The organism is Streptomyces globisporus C-1027, assembly GCF_000261345.2.
GTDB lineage: Bacteria > Actinomycetota > Actinomycetes > Streptomycetales > Streptomycetaceae > Streptomyces > Streptomyces pakalii.
Genome location: NZ_CP013738.1, coordinates 6,784,616 through 6,803,656, shown reverse-complemented (window position 1 = coordinate 6,803,656; position 19,041 = coordinate 6,784,616). Strand labels below are relative to the sequence as shown.

At 71.1% G+C, this 19,041-nt stretch carries 19 protein-coding genes; 5 read left to right on the top strand and 14 right to left on the bottom strand.

Annotation, left to right across the window (positions count from 1 at the left end):
- Positions 1-30: 30 nt before the first annotated feature.
- The 13 genes from WQO_RS30020 to WQO_RS29960 all read right to left on the bottom strand — a co-directional run bounded on the left by WQO_RS30020 (position 31) and on the right by WQO_RS29960 (position 10,866).
- Positions 31-429 (bottom strand): hypothetical protein, encoded by a 399-nt coding sequence (locus tag WQO_RS30020; RefSeq protein ID WP_010058222.1) that lies wholly within the window; start codon positions 427-429, stop codon positions 31-33.
- Entirely contained in the window at positions 429-836 is a 408-nt protein-coding gene (locus WQO_RS30015; RefSeq protein ID WP_010058224.1) for a hypothetical protein, read from the bottom strand. The genes WQO_RS30020 and WQO_RS30015 overlap by 1 nt, the downstream gene beginning before the upstream one ends.
- On the bottom strand, positions 836-1,162 hold the full coding sequence (locus WQO_RS30010) for a DsrE family protein (protein ID WP_010058225.1): 327 nt from the start codon (positions 1,160-1,162) through the stop codon (positions 836-838). The genes WQO_RS30015 and WQO_RS30010 overlap by 1 nt, the downstream gene beginning before the upstream one ends.
- Positions 1,155-2,153: an alpha/beta hydrolase gene (locus WQO_RS30005; protein ID WP_010058227.1), complete on the bottom strand. Its 999-nt coding sequence runs from the start codon at positions 2,151-2,153 to the stop codon at positions 1,155-1,157. The genes WQO_RS30010 and WQO_RS30005 overlap by 8 nt, the downstream gene beginning before the upstream one ends.
- Positions 2,153-2,947 (bottom strand): SDR family oxidoreductase, encoded by a 795-nt coding sequence (locus tag WQO_RS30000; RefSeq protein ID WP_010058228.1) that lies wholly within the window; start codon positions 2,945-2,947, stop codon positions 2,153-2,155. Before WQO_RS30000 ends, WQO_RS30005 begins: the two co-directional genes overlap by 1 nt.
- 66 nt (positions 2,948-3,013) lie before the next feature.
- Positions 3,014-4,021 (bottom strand): beta-ketoacyl synthase N-terminal-like domain-containing protein, encoded by a 1,008-nt coding sequence (locus WQO_RS29995; RefSeq protein ID WP_079055610.1) that lies wholly within the window; start codon positions 4,019-4,021, stop codon positions 3,014-3,016.
- Positions 4,018-5,205, bottom strand: coding sequence for a beta-ketoacyl-[acyl-carrier-protein] synthase family protein (locus WQO_RS29990; protein WP_058954150.1), 1,188 nt, complete (start codon positions 5,203-5,205; stop codon positions 4,018-4,020). Before WQO_RS29990 ends, WQO_RS29995 begins: the two co-directional genes overlap by 4 nt.
- Positions 5,206-5,260: 55 nt before the next feature.
- Complete coding sequence (locus WQO_RS29985; RefSeq protein ID WP_029182065.1) at positions 5,261-6,280, bottom strand: thioesterase family protein; 1,020 nt, start codon at positions 6,278-6,280, stop codon at positions 5,261-5,263.
- On the bottom strand, positions 6,273-7,133 hold the full coding sequence (locus WQO_RS29980; protein ID WP_058954149.1) for an alpha/beta fold hydrolase: 861 nt from the start codon (positions 7,131-7,133) through the stop codon (positions 6,273-6,275). The genes WQO_RS29985 and WQO_RS29980 overlap by 8 nt, the downstream gene beginning before the upstream one ends.
- A gap of 17 nt (positions 7,134-7,150) precedes the next feature.
- On the bottom strand, positions 7,151-8,119 hold the full coding sequence (locus tag WQO_RS29975; RefSeq protein WP_010058236.1) for a beta-ketoacyl synthase N-terminal-like domain-containing protein: 969 nt from the start codon (positions 8,117-8,119) through the stop codon (positions 7,151-7,153).
- A complete protein-coding gene (locus WQO_RS29970) occupies positions 8,116-9,306 on the bottom strand; it encodes a beta-ketoacyl-[acyl-carrier-protein] synthase family protein (RefSeq protein ID WP_010058237.1) in 1,191 nt (396 codons plus the stop codon). Before WQO_RS29970 ends, WQO_RS29975 begins: the two co-directional genes overlap by 4 nt.
- Positions 9,303-10,535, bottom strand: coding sequence for a beta-ketoacyl-[acyl-carrier-protein] synthase family protein (locus WQO_RS29965; protein WP_010058238.1), 1,233 nt, complete (start codon positions 10,533-10,535; stop codon positions 9,303-9,305). The genes WQO_RS29970 and WQO_RS29965 overlap by 4 nt, the downstream gene beginning before the upstream one ends.
- A gap of 76 nt (positions 10,536-10,611) precedes the next feature.
- Positions 10,612-10,866 (bottom strand): acyl carrier protein, encoded by a 255-nt coding sequence (locus WQO_RS29960; RefSeq protein WP_010058239.1) that lies wholly within the window; start codon positions 10,864-10,866, stop codon positions 10,612-10,614.
- 327 nt (positions 10,867-11,193) lie between these two features.
- On the opposite strand from WQO_RS29960, the gene WQO_RS29955 reads away from it, so the two are divergent.
- Both WQO_RS29955 and WQO_RS29950 read left to right on the top strand, forming a co-directional pair.
- Positions 11,194-12,639 carry a cytochrome P450 gene (locus tag WQO_RS29955; protein ID WP_010058240.1) on the top strand — a complete coding sequence of 482 codons (1,446 nt, stop codon included), beginning with the start codon at positions 11,194-11,196 and terminating at the stop codon, positions 12,637-12,639.
- 45 nt (positions 12,640-12,684) lie between these two features.
- Positions 12,685-13,626, top strand: a complete 942-nt coding sequence (locus WQO_RS29950) for a 4'-phosphopantetheinyl transferase family protein (protein ID WP_107115846.1) — start codon at positions 12,685-12,687, stop codon at positions 13,624-13,626.
- Positions 13,627-13,701: 75 nt separating this feature from the next.
- Here WQO_RS29950 and WQO_RS29945 read toward each other — a convergent pair whose 3' ends face one another.
- Positions 13,702-14,640, bottom strand: a complete 939-nt coding sequence (locus WQO_RS29945; protein ID WP_010058244.1) for an ACP S-malonyltransferase — start codon at positions 14,638-14,640, stop codon at positions 13,702-13,704.
- A 404-nt stretch (positions 14,641-15,044) separates the two neighbouring features.
- On the opposite strand from WQO_RS29945, the gene WQO_RS29940 reads away from it, so the two are divergent.
- Genes WQO_RS29940 through WQO_RS29930 form a run of 3 tightly spaced genes read left to right on the top strand, consistent with a single transcriptional unit; the run spans position 15,045 to position 19,023 of the window.
- Positions 15,045-17,672 (top strand): AMP-binding protein, encoded by a 2,628-nt coding sequence (locus WQO_RS29940; RefSeq protein ID WP_010058246.1) that lies wholly within the window; start codon positions 15,045-15,047, stop codon positions 17,670-17,672.
- Positions 17,669-18,595, top strand: coding sequence for an NAD-dependent epimerase/dehydratase family protein (locus WQO_RS29935; protein ID WP_010058248.1), 927 nt, complete (start codon positions 17,669-17,671; stop codon positions 18,593-18,595). The genes WQO_RS29940 and WQO_RS29935 overlap by 4 nt, the downstream gene beginning before the upstream one ends.
- On the top strand, positions 18,595-19,023 hold the full coding sequence (locus tag WQO_RS29930) for a nuclear transport factor 2 family protein (RefSeq protein WP_050992258.1): 429 nt from the start codon (positions 18,595-18,597) through the stop codon (positions 19,021-19,023). Before WQO_RS29935 ends, WQO_RS29930 begins: the two co-directional genes overlap by 1 nt.
- Positions 19,024-19,041 lie beyond the last annotated feature (18 nt).

The window sequence follows — 19,041 nt, the reverse complement described above, 5'->3', positions numbered from 1 at the left end:
GCGCCGGCTGCCGGGCGCCGGTCGGGCGGATCACAGGAAATAGACGCCCCGGTATGTGGACCAGGCCGGCAGGGCGTTCGACGGGCCGCCCCGTCGTACACCGGGCAGCAGCCAGTCGGGGCCCGTCGCGAAGAGGGCGATGTCGTCCTCCTCGGCCCAGATCACCGCGCCCTCCTCGATCAGGGTGCGCACCGACCGCCTCGGGTCGGGCAGGGTGTCGACCGTCCGGCCGCCGGCCACCACGGCGGGAGTCGGCCGGGCCCCGGCCGCCGCGTAGGTGACGGCGAGCCCGCGCAGCAGGATGTCGGTGCCGCCCTGCTGCCGGTTCAGTTCGCGCGCCAGGTACAGCACGTCGGCGAACTGGGTCTCCAGCGCGCCCCGGTAGGCCCGTTCGATGATCAGGAGCCGCCTGCGGCCGTCCTCGCTCATCAGCACACCCCCAGGAACAGTGCGGAGTCCACGGCGTCCAGGTGCTCGGTGAACTTGAACGGCGGCCGCTGCTTGATCCGCGACATGTGCGGCGCGGAGCCGCGTTCCTCGGTGCAGAAGCGGCAGGAGTACCAGCTGAGCCGGTCGGGGAAGGCGTCCAGCAGCTCCGCGGCCAGAGCCGCGCCGGAGGGGTAGTCGTACGACCAGTTCACGACGTTGCGCGGCTTGGAGTCGCCCAGGGCGGCGCTGGTCAGACCGGTGGCGTGGCCGCAGGTCCAGATGTGGACGGTGGCGCCGCGTTCCAGCAGCGCCTGGGCGAGCCGGACGGCGCTGGTGACCATGTCGCTGATGTGCGGCGGCCCCATGATCGCCAGGAGCACGTCCGCGCGCGGGAGTCGTCGGTCCATCAGTGCCACACCCCTCGTACGCCGGGTTCGAGCAGCTTTCCGGCCACCTCGTCCATGTCGACCAGCCTGGCTCCGGGCATCAGCCGGTCCGGGGCGAAGGCCCGGTGGGTCATGGAGAAGGTGTCGACCCACACCTGGCCGCCGGCGTCCAGGAGTTCGCGCAGTGCCTCGTCGGCGCCGGTGAAGGCGGCCGACGTACCGTTCTCGATGAGGAACAGCGCGACCCGGTGGCCGGCTCTGCGGAGCCTGGCCGCGTCGGCCACGAAACGGTCCGCGCCGGGGCCGCCCCACGGGCCCTGGGACTCGATCAGCAGATACTCATCCATGGATGTCGGCCCTCTTGTCCTGTGGCCCGTCCGGGTCCGCCGGCCCCGCCTCGCCGAAGCTGCGCTTCAGGAAGCCGAGCACGCGTTCGCGGTACTCCTCACGGTCGAACCTCAGCCCGTTCATGTGCAGGGCGTTGGGCGCCGTCCACCGTTCGGAGTCGGGGTAGTGCCGGGCGGCCGGCGCGATCCGGGCGGCGGGGACGACGGTGTCCTGTCCGCCCGCCACGAACATCAGCCGGGTCGTGAACCGGCTGAGGTCCGGCGGCCATGAGCGGACGGCCAGCATGTGCCCGCACAGGGCGCTGAAGCAGGCGCGGTAGACCGAGAACGCCGCTCCCCCACGCACCGAACGGGGCAGTGCCGACCTCCGCAGGACCGCGAACCCCCGCAGGGCGGAGTCGATCTCGAACGCCGGGCCGCTGTCGCAGATCACCGCCGCCAGGCGGTCGTCGATCCGTTTCAGCACGCTGAGGGCCACCCAGGTGGAGAACGAGAACCCGTAGACCGCGATCTCTCCCCCGCCGAGGCCGGGTTCCGCCCGCACCCACCGCAGGACGTCCGCGAGGTCCTCGGTGTAGCGCTCCGCCATGCTGCCGTACCGCTTGTCCCGGCCGCTCTCCCCGTGGTTGCGCATGTCGTACGCGACGACGTTCCAGCCGGCCCGGTGCAGCATCTCGATGTGTCCGAGGGTGCTGGACCTGGTCCGGCCCATGCCGTGGCAGAGCACCACGGTGTGCGGCCCCTCGCCGGGGACCACCCAGCCGCGGAGCGTGATCCGGTCCCGGCGGGTGACGACGGTGAACTCGCGCATCGGCAGGTTCTTGTTGCGCGGGGTGCGGCCGGGCTTCGACCGCGGCGGGTGGTAGAGCTCGTACGCGTGCCGGGCCGCCAGCACGACGGCCGGGAGGACGCCGACCAGGGGCAGGGCGCGCCTCTTGCCGTCCGGTTCCTCTTCGGCGGGGGCGGGGGCGGTGGGGTCGGGGAGCGGCATCAGGTGGTCAGCGCCTCTCCGCCGTCCACGCCGATGATGTTCCCGGTGATCCAGGAGGAGTGGCTCCGCGACAGCAGGACGACGGCTTCGGCGACGTCCTCGGCCCGGGTGAGCCGCTGGTGGGGGTTGTTCCCCGCCGCGAGCTCGACCAGCTTCTCGTGCCCGGGTATGCGCTCCAGCGACGGCGTCAGGGTGACGCCGGCCCGCAGCGAGTTGACCGCCACTCCGCTCGGCGCGAGTTCGAGCGCCAGCTGCCGGACGTGGGACTCCAGCGCGCACTTGGCGGCGGACACGGCGCCGTAGCTTGCGGTGACCTTCTGGTCGCCCGCGCTCGTCATCGCGTAGATCTTGGAGCCGCCGCCGAGCAGCCCGGCCCGGTGCAGGTCCTGGGCCCAGTACACGAGGGAGTGCGCCATCACGTTGAGCGTCATGTCCATCTGACGCTGCGTCAGCGCCTGGCCGGGATCGTCCGCCAGGTAGGGCGAGAGGCTGCCGAAGGCCAGCGAGTGCAGCAGGACCTTCAGGGGGCGGCCGCCGGTCAGATCGGCGATCTTCGGGACCAGTTCGGACCGGGTGGCGGCGCTCGCGGCGTTCAGGTTGAAGAAGTGCGCGGCCACCCCGGCCGATCGCAGTTCCGTCGCGGCCGCCTCGGCCCTCTCCTGCCCCTCGGCGGTGTCGAAGTGCACCCCCAGGATGTTGGCCCCTTCCAGCGCGAGGGCCTTGGCAGTGGCCAGTCCGATCCCGCTGGAAGCTCCGAGGACGAGGTTCCAGGTGCCCTCAAGTGGCTTCGTCATGACTCTCTTCTGCTTTCTCACGTCGAGGCAGGCCGTCGGTCGACGGGCCTGGTGGTGACGGGCGGATCAGACCGCGTCCGCCGGGGTGAGCAGGGCGACGGCCAGATTGCCCTCGCGTGCGGCGGTGACGACCACGACGGTGCCGGACAGATCGCTGAGTGCCCCGGCGATCTGCAACAGGGGCTCCAACGCCCCCGATCCGGCGGGAACCGGCTTCGCCCGCGGCCCGACGGCGGCCGCCACGGCGGCGGAGACCGGCGAGTCGTCGAGCACGGCGATCACCTGGTACGCGTCGCCGGGCCGGAGGCCCAGTGCGGTGAGCGCGGAGTCGATCCGTTCCCGTGCGCGGTCGGCTCCCCGGGGCGTGGCCGCGACCTCGGGCGGCAGGAAGAAACTGCGGGCCCGGCAGCGGCCGTAGCCGGCCGCGCCCCGCTCCAGCACCCTCGCCGCAGGCTCCATGACCAGGGCGACGGCCCCCCGCTCGGAAGCGCCGGCGCCGGGGTGCCCGGCGGGCAGCGCCTCCTCGGTGGACCCGGCCAGCAGCCAGGACGCCCGCCCTGCCGCGAGGGACCTGGTCCCGGTCTCGAGCGCTTCCAGGCCCGCCACCCGCGGTGAGGTCAGGGTGAGGTTGAAGGCGCGGAACAGGTGCTCGGTGGCCAGTCGGCTGCCGAAGAGGTTGATCGAGAAGTACGGCGCGGTGGCCGGGCTGAGCGCGTCGGCGCCCTCGGCCATCACGGTGCGGTCCATCGACTCGTGCAGCGCCACGGCCGCGCTGTTCGTCCCGACCATCGCACCGCGCCGCTGCTCGTCCGAGATGTCGGACTCGGGGCGCGTCTCGCCCGTGTCGGCGAGCGCGCTCCTGGCCGCCGCGAGAAAGTACTGGGTGGCGGTGGGCAGGTATTTGTAGCCGCGGCGGCCGAGCCGCTCACGGTGGTCGAACCAGTCGCCCGGTTCGGACGGTCTGCCGGTCGCGACCGCTGCGTCGGCCGGGGTGTCCGCCCAGGGTGTGACGACTCCGATGCCCGAGACCACCAGGTCGCCGACCCGGTCCGGGGCGATGCGCGTCGCGCTCATGCCGACGCCTCCTCAAGTACGAGTGACACGTTGTTGCCGCCGAACGCATAGGCGTTGACCAGCACGTACTCCCCCTCCAGCGGCGCTTCGTCGAGGGGCAGACGGATCGTGCAGTCGGGGTCCTGCTCGTCCGGCGCGATGTTCGGCGGAACGGTCTTGCGGTGCAGGATCTGGGCCGCCGCCACCACCGCCAGCGCGGCGGCGGCTCCGCCGGTGTGCCCCAGCAGGGCTTTGAGGCTGTAGACCGGCGGCCGGTCCACCCGGCCACCGTCCAGAACCTCGTTGAGCACCTGGCTCTCGACGGTGTCGTTGAGCTGGGTACCGGTGCCGTGCGGGATGACGCAGCCGACCCGGTCGCCGCCGGCCCCGGCCTCGGCCAGTGCCTCGCGCATGGCGCGGGATATCTGGGCTCCGGTCGGCTCCGGCGCCGTGGTGTGGAAGGCGTCGCAGCTCCATCCCGTACCGGACAGCTTGGCGTAGACCTGCGGAGCACTGCGGGCCCGGGCATGGGACGCCGACTCCAGGATCACCATCCCGGCGCCCTCCCCGAAGAGGGTTCCCCGGCGGTGCAGGTCGAAGGGCCTGCACCGCACGGGGTCGATCGCGCCGAGCCGGTTGAAGCAGCCGAGGGCGACCCGGGAGTACGCCTCGGCCCCGCCGGCGATGACCACGTCGGCCTCGCCCGTGCGGATCAGGTCGGCCGCCATGGACAGGCCGAAGCCGCTGGCCGCGCAGGCGTTGCTGACGCTGGAGTTCGCCCCCTCGGCCCCGAGCAGCGAGCCGACGGCCGAGGCGACCGAGAAGGTGGGCGACCAGTGGCCGCCCTCGGGCCCGGTCCCCGAGCGCCAGTCCTCGTGCAGCCCCGAGTCGCCCATCCCGGTGCCGATGACCACGGCGATCCGGTCCGGCGCGACGCCCTCCAGCGCCGCGTCGGCCACCGCCTGCCGTGCCGCTTCGACGGCCAGCCGGGAGCCGCGCCCCAGAACCAGGTCTCCGTGGCGTTCGGGGCCTGCGGGGACATCCTCCGCGGGGACCTCGTACATCAGCGGCAGGCTCATGCGTGCGTACGGGTCGGCGGCCGTGGTCGGCGTGCTCCGCGCCGCCGAGAGCCCCTTCCAGAATGCGTCGACTCCCCTGCCCAGGTGGGAGATCACGCCCATACCGGTGATCAGCACATCGTCCATCGGTTCCCTCTCCGGGGTGCGGTTTCAGGTGGGGCTGCTCGCGGCCGTCCCGGGGTCAGCCGGCTGCGGTCTCGCCCTTGAAGGCGCGGATCACGTGGTCGTCGAAGCTCACCAGGCTCCAGTCGCTGCGGTTCTGGAACACCGCGTAGCCGTGGGTGATCCGGCCGGTCGCGGTCTGCACCAGGCGGCCGTCGCGGACCACGTAGAAGTCCGTCCTGGCGGTGTAGGTGAAGTCCTTGAAGACCTCCTCCACCGTGAAGACGGTGTAGAGGTCCTCCTCCATGAGCGCCTCGCCGAGGACCTGGATGTGCGAGCGCGGCACCACCGGGATCCACTTGCGGTCGTCCAGAAGCGTCTTGATGGAGATGCCCCGGTCGGCGAGGAAGAGGTCCACGACCTCCTCGACCTGCCGGAGGTAGCCCGACATCGCCAGGCGCTCGTTGAAGTGGCAGTACGGGTAGGGGATGCGCCACTTCCAGCCGAAGGCGTTGTCGCCGCCGATGAGCTGGGCCAGGACCGGGTCGGCGTCGCCCGTCGTGCCGCGGCCGGCGGACAGCGCGGTGTTGGCCGCCTCGGTCACCTCGGCCCCGTGGTGGGGGCCGGCCTGGGCGGAGCCGCCGAGCTCGGCCGCGGCGTAGCGGGCCAGCGGCTCCGGTACGCCGACCCGGTCGAGGTAGCCGTCGATCCGCAGCGAGACCTTCACCTTCGACGTGACGGCCTTCAGCTCCTTGCCGTCGCGCTCGACGTACAGCGTCACGTCGAAGCCGAGCACGTCGGCGTCGCCCTTGGTGCGCGGGGCCACGAGCGCCCGGGCCTCGTCGTCCTGGTGGAAGGCGTGCAGGATCCGGGTGTCGAGGTCGACGAGGTCGACGCCGAGGCCGTGCTCCTCGAACAGAAGGCGGGAGCCCAGGCCGGATGCCCGGAAGTGCTCCAGGACCGCTTCCTCGACCATGTAGTTGACGTGCTTGAAGCCGATCCAGGTGTTGATGTTGGAGCCCTCGTAGCGAGGCCGCACCCGCAGGCTGGTCTCGGTCTCCAGCAGGGCCTTCACGGCCTCGGTGGTCACTTCAGTCATCTGTACCGCTCCCTCGTGGGCTGATGGGCTTGGTCCGCCGGGTCGGCCGTGGCCGGGACGCGGCGGATTCCAGGAAGTCGTTGGTGAGTTGGGCGAACCCGTCCGCCTGCTCGATCATCGCCAGGTGACCGCAGTCGCCCAGGATCTTCACCGTGGCGTCCGGGAGCGCGGCCCCCAGCGCCTCGCTGTCGGAGGGGAAGGACGAGAAGTCCGCCTCTCCTCCGATGACCAGGCAGGGGCCCCGCAGGCGTTCGGTCCGCAGGTAGGGGGTTCGGAGGTAGGTGTCGAAGAAGGCGGTCCAGCCGTACGGGCCCACCCTTTCGCGCACCTTCAGAGCCATGTCCTGCCGCAGCTCGCCGGTGACCCGGCCGCCGGACTGGACCCGCAGGCCCTCCGCCAGGATGCGGTCGAACCCGTTGAGGTAGTAGGAGATGGACTCCCAGGTGAACTCCTCGGGGGTGGCCCGGTAGAACGGGGAGACCAGGACGACGCCCCGCAGCCGGTGCCGGGCGAACGCGTCCGGCCCCTCGTCCTCGGGGTGGTCCGGGTCCGAGCCCTGGCCGTCCAGCGCCGCGAGGAGCGCGCACGATCCGAAGGAGTGCGCCACCACCACGTCGGGCCCGTCGGGCACCTGGGCCATCGCCCGCGCCACCCAGTGGGCCGGAGACCTCTCGGTCCAGCCTCTCTCCTGCTCCGCCCGCCACGGCAGTTCCGCCGTCCACACCTCGTGCGGCTGGTCCTGGGAGAGGGCCAGATACCGGTCCCAGACGTTTCCCCCGCTGGCGAGCCCGTGCAGCATCAGGACCCGCAGCGGCGACGCCCCGCGACCGGGCTTCCGCAGGGACACGGTCACCGGCAAAACCGCCCCGCTCATGCCCCGGGCCCGGCGGAGGCGAGCAGGAGCCCGGCCACCGCGTCGTCCCGGCCGGTGCCCGCCATCACCAGCGCCCGGCCGCCGGCGTCCGGCTCACCGGCGCCGAACCAGCTGACGGCCGCCGCGACCTGGAGCACGCCCAGCGCGCCCGAGGCGCGGCCGAACACCTCGCTGAGGTCCGTACGCGGCACGTCCCCGGGGAGCCGGCCGCCGGAACCATGGCCTTCCGGCACGAACCAGTTGCCCGGCGCCTCTCCCCCTTCGGGCACCAGCCGCTCCAGGCACTGGTCGATCCCGCCCTCCCGGGCGTACCGGCCGAGCACGGCGCTGCCGGTGACCCCGCGTGCGGCGGCCGCGTCGGCCCGCTCGACCACCAGGGCCACCGCTCCGTCGAGGAGCTGCCCGGCGGGATCGCCCAGCAGTCCCCGGACGTAGCGGTTGTCGGTCTCGACACCGATCACCACGAACCGCTCGGCACGTCCCGCGGCGAGCGAGGAAGCGGCCCAGTGGACCGCGTCGAGCCCGGAGGTCGCTCCGTTGCAGACCATCAGGTTCGGTCCGCGCAGTCCGTAGCGGATCGCCACCGTCGAGGCGATCACGTTGCTGGAGGCGTTCGGCAGGCCCATCGGGCTGATGCCGTCGACGCCGGTCTCCTTGATCCCGTCCGCCACTTCGCAGACGGTGTCCAGGTTGCCCAGGTTGGAGCTCGCCACCACACCGACCGTGCTGCCGGGGACCGTGAGGCCGTCCGTCAGCAGTCCCGCCGCCCGCAGTCCGTCGGCCGAGGCGCAGAGGGCGAGCTGGGAGGCCCGGTCCTTGTAGCGCAGGCCGCGCTTGCCGAGCCGTGCCGCCGGGTCCACCAGGGGCTCCCCGCCGGTGGGCCCGGTCCTCAGCAGGTCCGCGGGCCCGTCCACACCGGGCAGCGCGAGACCGACACCGGTCACCAGAATGTCCGACGTACTCACTTCTCCGCCCTCTCCACGACGGCCACGGCGTTGACGCCGCCGAAGCCGAACGCGTTGACCTGGGCGAGCCGCAGCTCGGCCTCCGCGTGCTCACCTCGTACGAAGCGGAAGCCTGCGGCCTCCTCGACCGGCTCGCGCAGCCCGACGGTCGGCGGGACCCGGCCCGACTCCAGCGAACTCAGGGCCACGATCAGACCGAGCAGGCCGGAGCCGCCCGAGGTGTGGCCGGTCATCGACTTCACGGCGGTCATCAGCGGATTTCCGGCGTGGGCGCCGAAGACCTGGCCGATCGCCAGGGCCTCGGCCTCGTCGTTGAGGAGCGTCCCGGTGCCGTGCAGCATCACCAGGTCGATGTCCTCGGACTTCACCCCGGCGAGCCGGTGCGCGCCCACCAGCGCCTCCGCGACCCCGGCCACGTCCGGCGCGGTCACGTGGTACCCGTCGCAGTTGACGTAGACCGAGCGGAGCAGGCCGCGGACCGCTGAGCCGGCCGCCCTGTCGCCGCGCCGGAGGACAATCGCGGCGGCTCCGTCGCCCATCAGGACGCCCTTGCGGTCCTTGTCGAACGGCCTTACCTGGTCCGGGGGTTGCATGTGCACCCGGTCCAGCAGGCCGTACATGCTCTCGGTGAGGGTGTCGACGCCGGCGACGATGACGGTGTCGGCTCCCCCGGCGGCCAGCAGATCGCTGCCCATCGCCAACGCGTAGAGCGAGGCCGAGCAGGCGTTGGAGAAGGTGTAGGTCCGCACCGCGCCGAACCGTTCCCGCAGGGCCGTGCCGAAGTGGAGCTCCGACACGTCGAACGCGGCGCCGTCCCGCCAGCCCAGCTCGGCGGAGCGCAGCTCGCGCAGCCCGGTGCCGATCAGGATCGGCACCTCGCCGAGGTCGTCCCCGAGACCGGCGTCCCGGGCCGCCTCCTCGATGGCCCGGACGAGCCACCGGGTGGCCCGGCCCGTGACGTCGTCGCCCGGTTCCGGCCGGTCGTCGATCTCGTAGGCGTGCTGGGCCCGGAAGCGGTCCCGGTCGAAGCCGCGCAGCTCCGCGCGGCCGGTGCGGCCGGCGCACAGGGAGGCGAAGACCTCGTCCGCCGATCCGCCGACGCTGTTGACGGCGCCGACTCCGACGACGGCCTGGGGAAGCACGGGGGTGTCCGCCGCGAGCAGGTCCGTCGTGAGGGGCTCCGTCATGAACGCACCGCCTCGTACTTGCCGAAGATCACGACCGAGTTGTTGCCGCCGAACGCGAGCCCGTTGTTCTGCACCACCCGCAGATCGGCCTCGATGGCCTCGTTGGGGACGCAGTCGACGTTGCACTCGGGGTCGGTCTCGACGTGGTTGATGGTCGGCGGAATGAAGCCCTCGGTGATCGCCAGGGCGCAGGCGATGGAGGACAGCGCGCTCGCGGCCCCCATGCTGTGGCCCAGCATCGATTTGATCGAGACGGTCCGGGGGGTGTCGTCGCCGAAGACCTGGCGGATCGCCCGCGCTTCGGTGACGTCGTTGGCCTTGGTTCCGGTGCCGTGCGCCGAGACGAAATCCACGTCCTCGGGTTTGACGCCCGCCCCGTCGAGCGCCAGCTGCATGCACTGCGCCACGCTGTCCTGGTTCGGGGCCACGGGGTGGTAGGCGTCGCAGTTGAGGCCGTAGCCGAGCACCTCCGCGTAGATGCGCGCGTTGCGGGCCAGCGCCGACTCCAGGCTCTCCAGCAGGAGGACGCCGGCGCCCTCGCCGGTCAGGATGCCCTGGCGGTTGACGTCGAAGGGCCGGCAGACCTCCGGGGCGATGGTGCCCAGTCGGTAGAAACCGGTGAACGTCTTCCGGCACATGGCGTCGGCGCCGCCGCACAGGGCGAATTCGACCTCTCCCGTGCGGATGGCGTCGTAGCCGTAGCCGATCGCGTAGTTCCCCGCGGCGCACGCCGTGGGCAACGTCACCGCCTCGACCTGCGTGAGCTTGAACTCCCGTGCCACGGTGGCCGACAGCCGTCCGGCCGGCACCCGGGCGGCGACCCGGCGGTCCATGCGCTCGGGTCCTTCGCGAACCTCGGTCTCCACCAGCTGGTCGAGGTCCCTGGACTCGCCGTCGGTGGTGCCGATGGAGATCAGGCACCTCCGGGCGGCCAGGTACTCCTCGTCCAGGTCGGCGTCCTCGAGCGCCATCCTCGAAGCCGCGACCGAGAACTGGCTCGCCCGTCCCAGGTCCTCGATGTCGAAGTTGCGGATCCACTTGCCTGGATCGAAATCGACGATCTCGCAGCCGTTGGCGTGTTCGAACCCCTGGGTGTCGAACGCGGTGATGGGCTTGGCGGCGCTGCGGCCGGAACGAAGTCCGGCCAGGAACTCGGAGGTCCCCAGTCCGATGCCGGAAACCGCACCGAGCCCGGTTATGACTACTCTGTTCGACGATACGTCAGACATTTTCACCCCCATATATGGCGGGCCTTGCGGCGACCACCAAAAGGTCATTCATCCACGGGCGCAGCGCCACTTGCCGCTACTTCCAGTCGGCCGATTCCGCGACAACCTCGTAGACGCCCTTGAGGTTGACCATCCGGCCGAGTTCGGACTGGTTGATGACCACGTTGAAGGCCTTCTCCAGGGAGGCCAGGATCTCGATGGCGCGCAACGAGTCCGCGTCGTGGTCCTCCTTGAAGAGGCTTTCCTGGGTGACGTCGTCCGGCTCGATCTCCAGGATGTCGCAGACGATTTCCTTGATGGTTTCCTGGCGCTCCGCGGTCACGGTGGACACAGTGGACCCCTCATTTCTGATGCTCAACCGACGGGAGACGAGATGGCGTACAGAGGCCCCTCGCATGACCATCAAGCTATTCAGCAGGTTTCGGCACGACAAGCGGACCGACAACTACCTGCCAGCCGGCCCGGGAGCGGCCGAACATTCGGCCCCCCTGGCATTTAACTGACAGCGTCGGCAGGGAACCGGGGCCCCTGTCCTGTCAGCAAGCTGCCGACCCTGGCAGCAAGCTGTGCCGTCGTCGCCCCCGTCGGGACCACCGTGCTTCGATACCTGGCACTCCGGAGCCACCACGCCTCAGGACGGTCCACGGAAGGGCATCCCATGACCCAGTCCGCCGCTTCACCCACCTCGCGTGTGCCGCGTCTTCCCGGCCGCGCGCTCATCGGGAACACCTGGGAGTTCAAACGGGACCGGCTCGCGCTGTTCTCCCGTACGTTCGCGGAGTGCGGAGACCTCGGCGTCTACACGATCGCCGGCCAGGACCTCTACCTCGCGAACTCGGTCGAGCTGGTCCACGAGATCCTCATCAGGAACGGCGGTCTGTTCGAGAAGACGGACCGGTTCCGCTCCTTCGCCCGGCCCCTGCTCGGCGACGGCCTGCTCACCGCGACGAACGAACAGCACAGGCCGAACCGCCGGATGATCCAGCCGCGGTTCCACTCCGCCGCCGTGAAGACCTCCGCGGACATCGCCGCGCGGGTCACCCGGACCGTCGCGGACCGCTGGAGCGACGGGGCCGTGGTCGACGTCCGGCGCGAGATGGTCGCGGTGACGCTCGGCATCGTCGGTCAGAACCTCTTCAGCCGGGACGTGCTGGGCGAGGCCGATGAACTGGGCAACGCCCTGACCGACGCCATCCACGGGTTCGACTCCCAGGCCAGCGCCCTGATCCCGCTCACGATCGAGTGGCCGACCCCGGCGAACCTGCGCTACCGGAGGGCGATCGAGCGTCTGGAGCGGACCTTCTACGACCTGCTGGCAGAACGCCGCGCCGCCGTCCGGAGGCCCGACGACTGGCTCAACCTCCTCATGGAGTCCACGTACGAGGACGGCACCCCGATCGGCGACCGGCAGATCCGGGACGAGGCGCTCAACATGTTCATGCCTGGTCACGAGACCACCGCCACGGCGCTGAGCTGGAGTTTCCACCTTCTCGCCGAGCACCCGGAGGTCTACGACAGGCTCCTCGCGGAGGTGGACGAGGTCCTCGGCGGCCGGAGGCCGACCCTGGAGGACCTGCCGCGGCTCCCCTACGCCCTGCAGGTGTTCAAGGAGACCATGCGCCTCTATCCGCCGGTCTACATGTTCACCCGGCAGGCGACCGTGGACGTCGAGGTGCTCGGCCATGTCCTCCCGGCCGGCGCGGCCGTCGTGTTCAGCCCGTACGCACTGCACCGCAGGGCGGACTACTTCCACGACCCGGAGCGGTTCGATCCCGAGCGGTTCTCGCCCGAGCGCGAGGCGGGGCTGCCCCGGCACGCCTATCTGCCGTTCGGGGCAGGTCACCGCGTCTGCATCGGAAACCACCACGCCCTGCTCAACGGCCACATCGCGCTGGTGACGCTCGCACAACAGGTGCGTCTGAGCAGCGTGCCGGGGGCGTCACCGGTCATGGAACCCATGGTCACCCTGCGCCCCAGGGGCAGTCTGCCCATGCGGGTCGAACGGCGGTCGCGGCCCGCCGCGCACGACGGCCCGCCGACGACGTGGGAGAGGCCGGCGCACGGCGAAGCCCCCGCCGCCTGCCCGTACGCCGACAACTCGTAGGCCCTGCCCTCACACCGCCCCCCACCCGGACACAGAAGGCACCTCATGTCCCGACCAGACGCCAGGCCCGTCATCCGATCAGCCACCAGCAGCCTCCCCGAGGCTCCGCGACAGCTCACCGCGGCCGACCACGCGATGCCGCTCGACAGCTCCGCCGACCTGGTCAACGCCATTCTGGCGTCGGCCCGTCGCTCGCTCGCCGGAAAGCCGCTCCATCAGGTATCGCCCCGCCCCGGAGCGGCAGCCGCCCACCCGGCGCGACGGGGAACCGGACCGGTCACCACCGCGTACGCGACGGTGTCGACCACCGCCGAGGTCCTCCACCATCCGGCGGCGCGCGAAAGCCTGCTGACTCCGGTGGAACGGCGGCGGGCCGCGCGGTTCCGGCACGAGGCATCACGGCTCGACTTCGTCGCGGCCCACCTGCTGGTACGGCTGTGCGCGGCACGGTCGCTGGGCGTCGCGGCGCATGACATCGAGCTCGCGCAGTACTGCGACGAGTGCCGGGAGCACGGCCACGGCAGACCGTATGTGACGGGCCGTCATGACGTACAGGTCAGCCTCTCGCACACCCGGGGCGTGGTGGCGGCGGCGGCCGGCCCCGCCGCCGTGGGGATCGACGTCGAGCTGCTGGGCCGCAGGAGCGTGGCCCCCTCGGTGCTCGAACAGGTGCTGACCCAGCGCGAGCTGGGTGTCTCCGGCCGGTCGCGCGACCCGCAGGGCGTCTTCATGCGGCAGTGGGTGCGGAAGGAGGCGCTGGTCAAGGTCGGCCGGACGTCCAGGGCGACGATGCGCGAGGTCGACCTCTCCGGGCTGCCGCCGGTCCCCGCCGGGTCGGGGACCTCGGTGCAGCGCAGCCGGTTCGAGAAATTCCACGTCCTGGACCTGGCGGACAAGCGGCGGGGGGCGCTGGCCAGTGTGGTGTGCGCCGTCCCCGTCCTGCTCACCGGCGAAGTCCGGCCGCCGGTTCCGCTCAGGGGGCGCTGAGGGACGTGGCGCCGGTCCGACGCGACGGGGCCGCCGGGAGTTCCCTCCCGGCGGCCCCGTCGCGTTCCCCGCGCCTCAGGCGACGGCACTCGCCCGGAGCGTCTTCGGATCGTTCAGGGACACGGCCTCGACCTCGGGGGCGATCCGCTTGATCAGCCCGGTCAGCGTCTTTCCGGGTCCGAGTTCGACCAGCTTCCGGCAGCCGAGCTCCTCGCTCAGGGTGCGCACGCTCCGCTCCCACAGCACCGGCGAGGTCAGCTGCCTGACGCCCAGCTCGACCCAGTCGGCGTCGCCGCCGTGTGCTTCGGCGTCGACGTTGGCCACCACGGGCAGGTGCGCGGCAGCGAACGCCGTGTCCTTGAGCGCTCGGTGCAGAGGCGCCACCGCCGGCTCCATGTAGAGGCTGTGGAAGGCGCCGCCCACCTGGAGCCGGATCATCTTCGCACCGATCGAGTGCGCGTACTCCTCCACCAGGGCGACGCCTTCGGGCGACCCGGACACCACGGTCTGGCCCGGGGCGTTCACGTTGGCGACCCACACCTCGGGGCCGGCCGCCCGCACGACGGCGACCAGGTCCTCCACTTCGTCCAGCTGCGCTCCGACCAGGACCCCCATGGCGCCCGGTCGCCGCTCGGCAGCGTCCCTCATGGCCCGCCCCCGGGCGGCCACCAGGACGGCGGCGTCGCTCACGGTCAGTGCGCCGGCCGCGGTGAGGGCCGCGTACTCGCCCAGGCTGTGTCCGGCGCAGGCGACGACGGTGGGGCCGAGGGCGTCGCACCGTACCGCTTCGGCATGGGCCATTACCGCGACGGAGAAGACCGCGAGCTGCGCCAGATCGGTGCGCCTCAGCTGCTCGGTGGGCGTACTCAGCAGTAGCTCGGGGACATTCTCCCCGGTGGCTTCGGATATCCGCTCCGTGAGCTCCCACGACGGGGTTTCCCGCCACACCTCACCCATACCCTGCCGCTGGGTGCCCTGGCCGGGAAATACCAGACCGATGGGCTGATCATTCATGGAACCGCCTTCTGACCGGCCTGCCCGAAAGGGGCTGGCATTGGGTTGCTGGCCGTTCATGAAAGGTCCTGTAACCGGCCCTCCGCAAGGGGTCTTTCAGGAAGGTGCCACGATCGGTGGCGGCGGACCGGAGGAGCCTGTGTCCACTAGATGTCAGGATGTGTCCACTCAATGCCATCTAGCGCCGTTCGCGGCGAGTGGGACCTACTGTTCTCCCCGAGACCCGCACGACCGGCCGACGTGCGACAGGAACGGAGAGGACCGGAGAGAAAGTGACCGATTCGCCGCCACGCAATATCGCCGGCCTTCTGACCCGGGCTGCGCGGAACCGACCGGATTCAGGCCTTGACTACTGTCAGGGCGGTGCAGGGGGTCCGTATGTCTCCCAGAGTTATGCGGATTTGTTGACCAGGTCCCGCGAATTCCTCGCCGCACTGCGTTCCCTGGGCGCCGTCGCACAGGACAGGGTCGTACTGTGTCTGGAGAATCCGCAGGAATTCCTCACCGCGTTCTGGGCGTGCGTGCTGGGCGGCCTCATTCCCTGCCCGCTCGCTCCCGTGCACGGCGACCCGGACCGCTGGACCACGCAGCTCCGCCATGTGGACCGGCTGCTGGACCGCCCTCTGGTGCTCACCGACGCCGTGCTCGCCGCCGAACTCCCCCGGGTGGACGGCGTCCGTGTGATCACGCTGGACGCGCTGTACGGGCATGAGCCGGCCGCCGAGCTGCACGAGGCGGCGCCCGGCGACACGGCCGTACTGGTCCTGACGTCGGGTTCCACCGGCAGCCCCAAGGCGGTGACCCTCACGCACGCCAATCTGCTGGCGGCCATGGCGGGCAAGAACGGCTACCACCGGCTCACCGCGGCGGACACCACCCTCAACTGGATCTCCTTCGACCATGTGGCGGCCCTGCTGGAATGCCATCTGCTGCCGATCTACGCGGGCTGCCGCCAACTGCACGTCGAATCGGCCGTCATACTCGGCGAGCCCTTGGAATTCCTGCGGCTCGTCTCGCTGCACGGCGTGACGATGACCTTCACCCCCAACTTCCTGCTGGGCCTGTTGACCGCCTCCCGCCCCGGCGCCGAAACCTTCGACCTGAGCCGGGTACGGCACATCGTCAGCGGGGGCGAGGCCGTCGTCGTCGCCACCGGCCGCGCCTTCCTGGATCGCTTCGCGGCCCACGGTCTCGCGCCCGACGCCCTGTGGCCGGCCTTCGGGATGACCGAGACCTGCGCGGGGAGCATCTACTCCCTGCACTTCCCCCAAGCGGACTCCGACGCGGAGTTCGCCAACCTCGGGGCACCCGTCGAAGGGCTGAGCATCCGCGTCGTCGACGAGCAGGACCGGCCGGTGCCCGCGGGCCATGTCGGCGAGCTCCAGCTGTCCGGCCCCATGATCAGCCCCGGCTACCACCAGGACGAACGGGCCACCGCGGACTCACGCGCCGAGGGCGGCTGGTTCCGCAGCGGCGACCTCGGGCGTATCGACAACGGCCGGCTGACCCTGGTGGGCCGCAGCAAGGACAGCGTCGTCGTCAACGGGGTCAGCTACTTCAGCCACGAACTCGAAGCCGCTCTCCAAGAGTTGGACGGGGTGTCGCGCTCGTACGTCGCCGCCTTCCCGACCCGGCCCACCGGAAGCGACACGGAACATCTGGTGATCGCCTTCCACCACGCGCGGGAGATGGCCGACGAGGACGACGACACGCACCTCTTCCGAGCGCTGGCCGCTGTGCGCGCCACCGCGGTCATGCACTGGGGGTTCCGGCCGTCCCTGATCCTCCCGCTGCCGAAGGACGCCTTCCCCAAGACCAGCCTCGGCAAGATCCGGCGCGCGCTGATGCGTGAGCGGCTGGAGGCGGGCGCCTACGACGACGTCGTACGGCAGGTGGCCGAGCTCACCCGGCGCAGACTCGGCGGCTACACGGCGCCCGAGGGCGGGACCGAGCAGGCGCTGGCCGAGATCTACGCCGAACTGTTCGACACCGGCCCGGGCTCGGTCAGCGCCCATGCGAACTTCTTCGACCTGGGCGGGACGTCCCTGGACATCCTGCGGCTGCGCACCAGGGTCGCCCAGCGCCTGGGCGCCCACGGACTGCGGATCATCGACGTGCTGAGGGCCCCCACCGTGCGCGCGCTCGCCGCGCAGCTGTCCGAGGACGTCCGGCCGGAGGAACAGCCGTACGACCCCGTCGTGCCGATGCAGCTCAGCGGCGAGAAGACCCCGCTGTTCTGTGTGCACCCCGGGGTCGGCGAGGTACTGGTCTTCGTCAACCTCGCCCAGTACTTCGTGGGCGACCGCCCCTTCTACGCGCTGCGCGCCCGCGGCCTCAACGAGGGCGAGAAGCCCTTCACCTCCTTCGCGGAGATGGTCGAGACGTACGTGGCGGCCATCCGGGAGCGTCAGCCGCACGGCCCGTACGCCGTCGCCGGGTACTCCTTCGGCGGCGCGGTGGCCTTCGAGATCGCGAAGGTCCTGGAGGCCGCCGGCGAACGGGTCGACTTCGTCGGCAGCTTCAACCTCCCCCCGCACATCAGACGCCGCATGAACGAACTCGACTTCGTCGAGACGGCGGTGAACCTCGCCTTCTTCCTGGGCCTGATCGACAGGAAGCGGTCCGTCGAACTGCCCGGGCGGCTGCGGGGACTGCCACAGAAGGAGCAGCTTTCCCGTCTCCTCGATCTCGCCCCACCGGGCAGGATCACCGAACTGGACCTCGATCCGGGCAAGTTCGGTGCCTGGGCGCGACTGGCAGCCGACCTCACGCGTCTCGGCCGCGACTACGAGCCGAGCGGCAGCGTCCGGTCCATGACCGTCTTCTACGCCATCCCCCTGCGGGGCTCCAAGGAGGACTGGCTGCGCGACGAACTGCGCCGCTGGGACGAGCACGCCACCGGGAACAACCGCTACGTCGACGTGCCGGGTGAGCACTACACGCTCATGGGCCCCCGCCACGTGGCCGCGTTCCAGGCGGTCCTGCGCCGTGAACTCGACCGGTCCATGGGCGATGCGGAGGGACGGCCGTGAACGCGAAGAAGATCCTCGTCACGGGCGGCACGGGCCAGGTGGCCCGCCCCCTGGCCGAAGCGCTCGCCGCCGGGAACGAAGTCTGGTGTCTGGGCAGGTTCGGCACACCGGGCGTCGAGCGCCAGTTGAACGTCCTGGGGATCAACACCTGGCGCTGGGACATGGACGACGTCGCCCGGGACGGCCTCATCGGCCTGCCGCGGGACTTCACCCATGTCGTGCACTCCGCGGTCCGCCGCGGCGAGGACGGCGACTTCAACGCCGCCATCGAAGTGAACTCGCTCGCCGCGGGGCGGCTGATGGCGCACTGCCGGACCGCCGAGGCGTTCCTGTACATCTCCAGCGGCGCCGTCTACGCCCGGCAGACCCTGGACCACGCGTACACCGAGACCGATCCCGTCGACGGGGTGGCCGACTGGCTGCCCGCCTACCCGGTCGGGAAGATCGCGACCGAGGGCACCGTGCGCACGTTCGCCAGGATGCTCGGCCTGCCCACCACCATCGCCCGGCTGAACATCGCCTACGGGCCCGGTGGTTACGGTGGCGTCCCGATGCTGTACTTCAAGCGGATGCTCGCCGGCGAGACCATCCCCGTGCCGTTGGACGGACAGCAGAACTGGTTCTCCCCGCTGTACACGGACGACCTCGTGGCCCAGGTCCCCGCACTGTGGGAGGCGGCTTCGGTCGCGACCACGCTGGTCAACTGGGGCGGGGACGAATCGGTGGGGATGACCGACTGCCTGCGGCACCTGGAGCGCCTGACCGGCGTCCCGGCCAAGCTCGTGGAGAGCGAAGTGACCCGGGAGACCTACCGGTTCGACCCGACACTGCGCCGCAGCCTGACCGGCCCCTGCACGACGACCTGGCGCGAGGGCATACGGCGCACCCTCGGCGCGCTCCATCCCGAACACCTGGAGCGGTGATGAACGCAAGGGCAGACCGGCCCGTGCCGCACCGGACGGACCATCTCGAAACGATTCACGCCGCGTACCGCGCCTTCCACCGCCGCGATGTGGAGGCTCTGCTGGCGCAGCTCGACCCTGCGGTCGAGTGGGTGCACCCCGCCGGACTGGCGGACCACGGCCTCGGCGGGACCAGGACCGGCCACGCCGGCGTACGGGAGTTCCTGGCCGGAGTCCCGGCCGTGCTGGGCGGAATGCGCCTGGAACCGCGGGAGTTCATCAGCTCGGGCGACCGCGTGGTCGTGTTCGGTGTACGTCAGGTCACGTCGTTGAGCGGCCGCACCGAGACGCTCGACTTCGTCCACTCCTGGACGCTGCGCGACGGCAGAGCCATCCGGATGGAGGACATCTTCGACACGGTGCGGTTCGTTCGGCTGATCGAGTCCTGAGAGCGTCCGGTGGTCTCC

What these genes read in the sequence shown, in the direction of transcription:
- WQO_RS30020 (WP_010058222.1), bottom strand. Translation starts at nt 429, where the DNA reads ATGAGCGAGGACGGCCGCAGGCGGCTCCTGATCATCGAACGGGCCTAC.
- WQO_RS30015 (WP_010058224.1), bottom strand. Translation starts at nt 836, where the DNA reads ATGGACCGACGACTCCCGCGCGCGGACGTGCTCCTGGCGATCATGGGG.
- WQO_RS30010 (WP_010058225.1), bottom strand. Translation starts at nt 1,162, where the DNA reads ATGGATGAGTATCTGCTGATCGAGTCCCAGGGCCCGTGGGGCGGCCCC.
- WQO_RS30005 (WP_010058227.1), bottom strand. Translation starts at nt 2,153, where the DNA reads ATGCCGCTCCCCGACCCCACCGCCCCCGCCCCCGCCGAAGAGGAACCG.
- WQO_RS30000 (WP_010058228.1), bottom strand. Translation starts at nt 2,947, where the DNA reads ATGACGAAGCCACTTGAGGGCACCTGGAACCTCGTCCTCGGAGCTTCC.
- WQO_RS29995 (WP_079055610.1), bottom strand. Translation starts at nt 4,021, where the DNA reads ATGAGCGCGACGCGCATCGCCCCGGACCGGGTCGGCGACCTGGTGGTC.
- WQO_RS29990 (WP_058954150.1), bottom strand. Translation starts at nt 5,205, where the DNA reads ATGGACGATGTGCTGATCACCGGTATGGGCGTGATCTCCCACCTGGGC.
- WQO_RS29985 (WP_029182065.1), bottom strand. Translation starts at nt 6,280, where the DNA reads ATGACTGAAGTGACCACCGAGGCCGTGAAGGCCCTGCTGGAGACCGAG.
- WQO_RS29970 (WP_010058237.1), bottom strand. Translation starts at nt 9,306, where the DNA reads ATGACGGAGCCCCTCACGACGGACCTGCTCGCGGCGGACACCCCCGTG.
- WQO_RS29965 (WP_010058238.1), bottom strand. Translation starts at nt 10,535, where the DNA reads ATGTCTGACGTATCGTCGAACAGAGTAGTCATAACCGGGCTCGGTGCG.
- WQO_RS29955 (WP_010058240.1), top strand. Translation starts at nt 11,194, where the DNA reads ATGACCCAGTCCGCCGCTTCACCCACCTCGCGTGTGCCGCGTCTTCCC.
- WQO_RS29950 (WP_107115846.1), top strand. Translation starts at nt 12,685, where the DNA reads ATGTCCCGACCAGACGCCAGGCCCGTCATCCGATCAGCCACCAGCAGC.
- WQO_RS29945 (WP_010058244.1), bottom strand. Translation starts at nt 14,640, where the DNA reads ATGAATGATCAGCCCATCGGTCTGGTATTTCCCGGCCAGGGCACCCAG.
- WQO_RS29930 (WP_050992258.1), top strand. Translation starts at nt 18,595, where the DNA reads ATGAACGCAAGGGCAGACCGGCCCGTGCCGCACCGGACGGACCATCTC.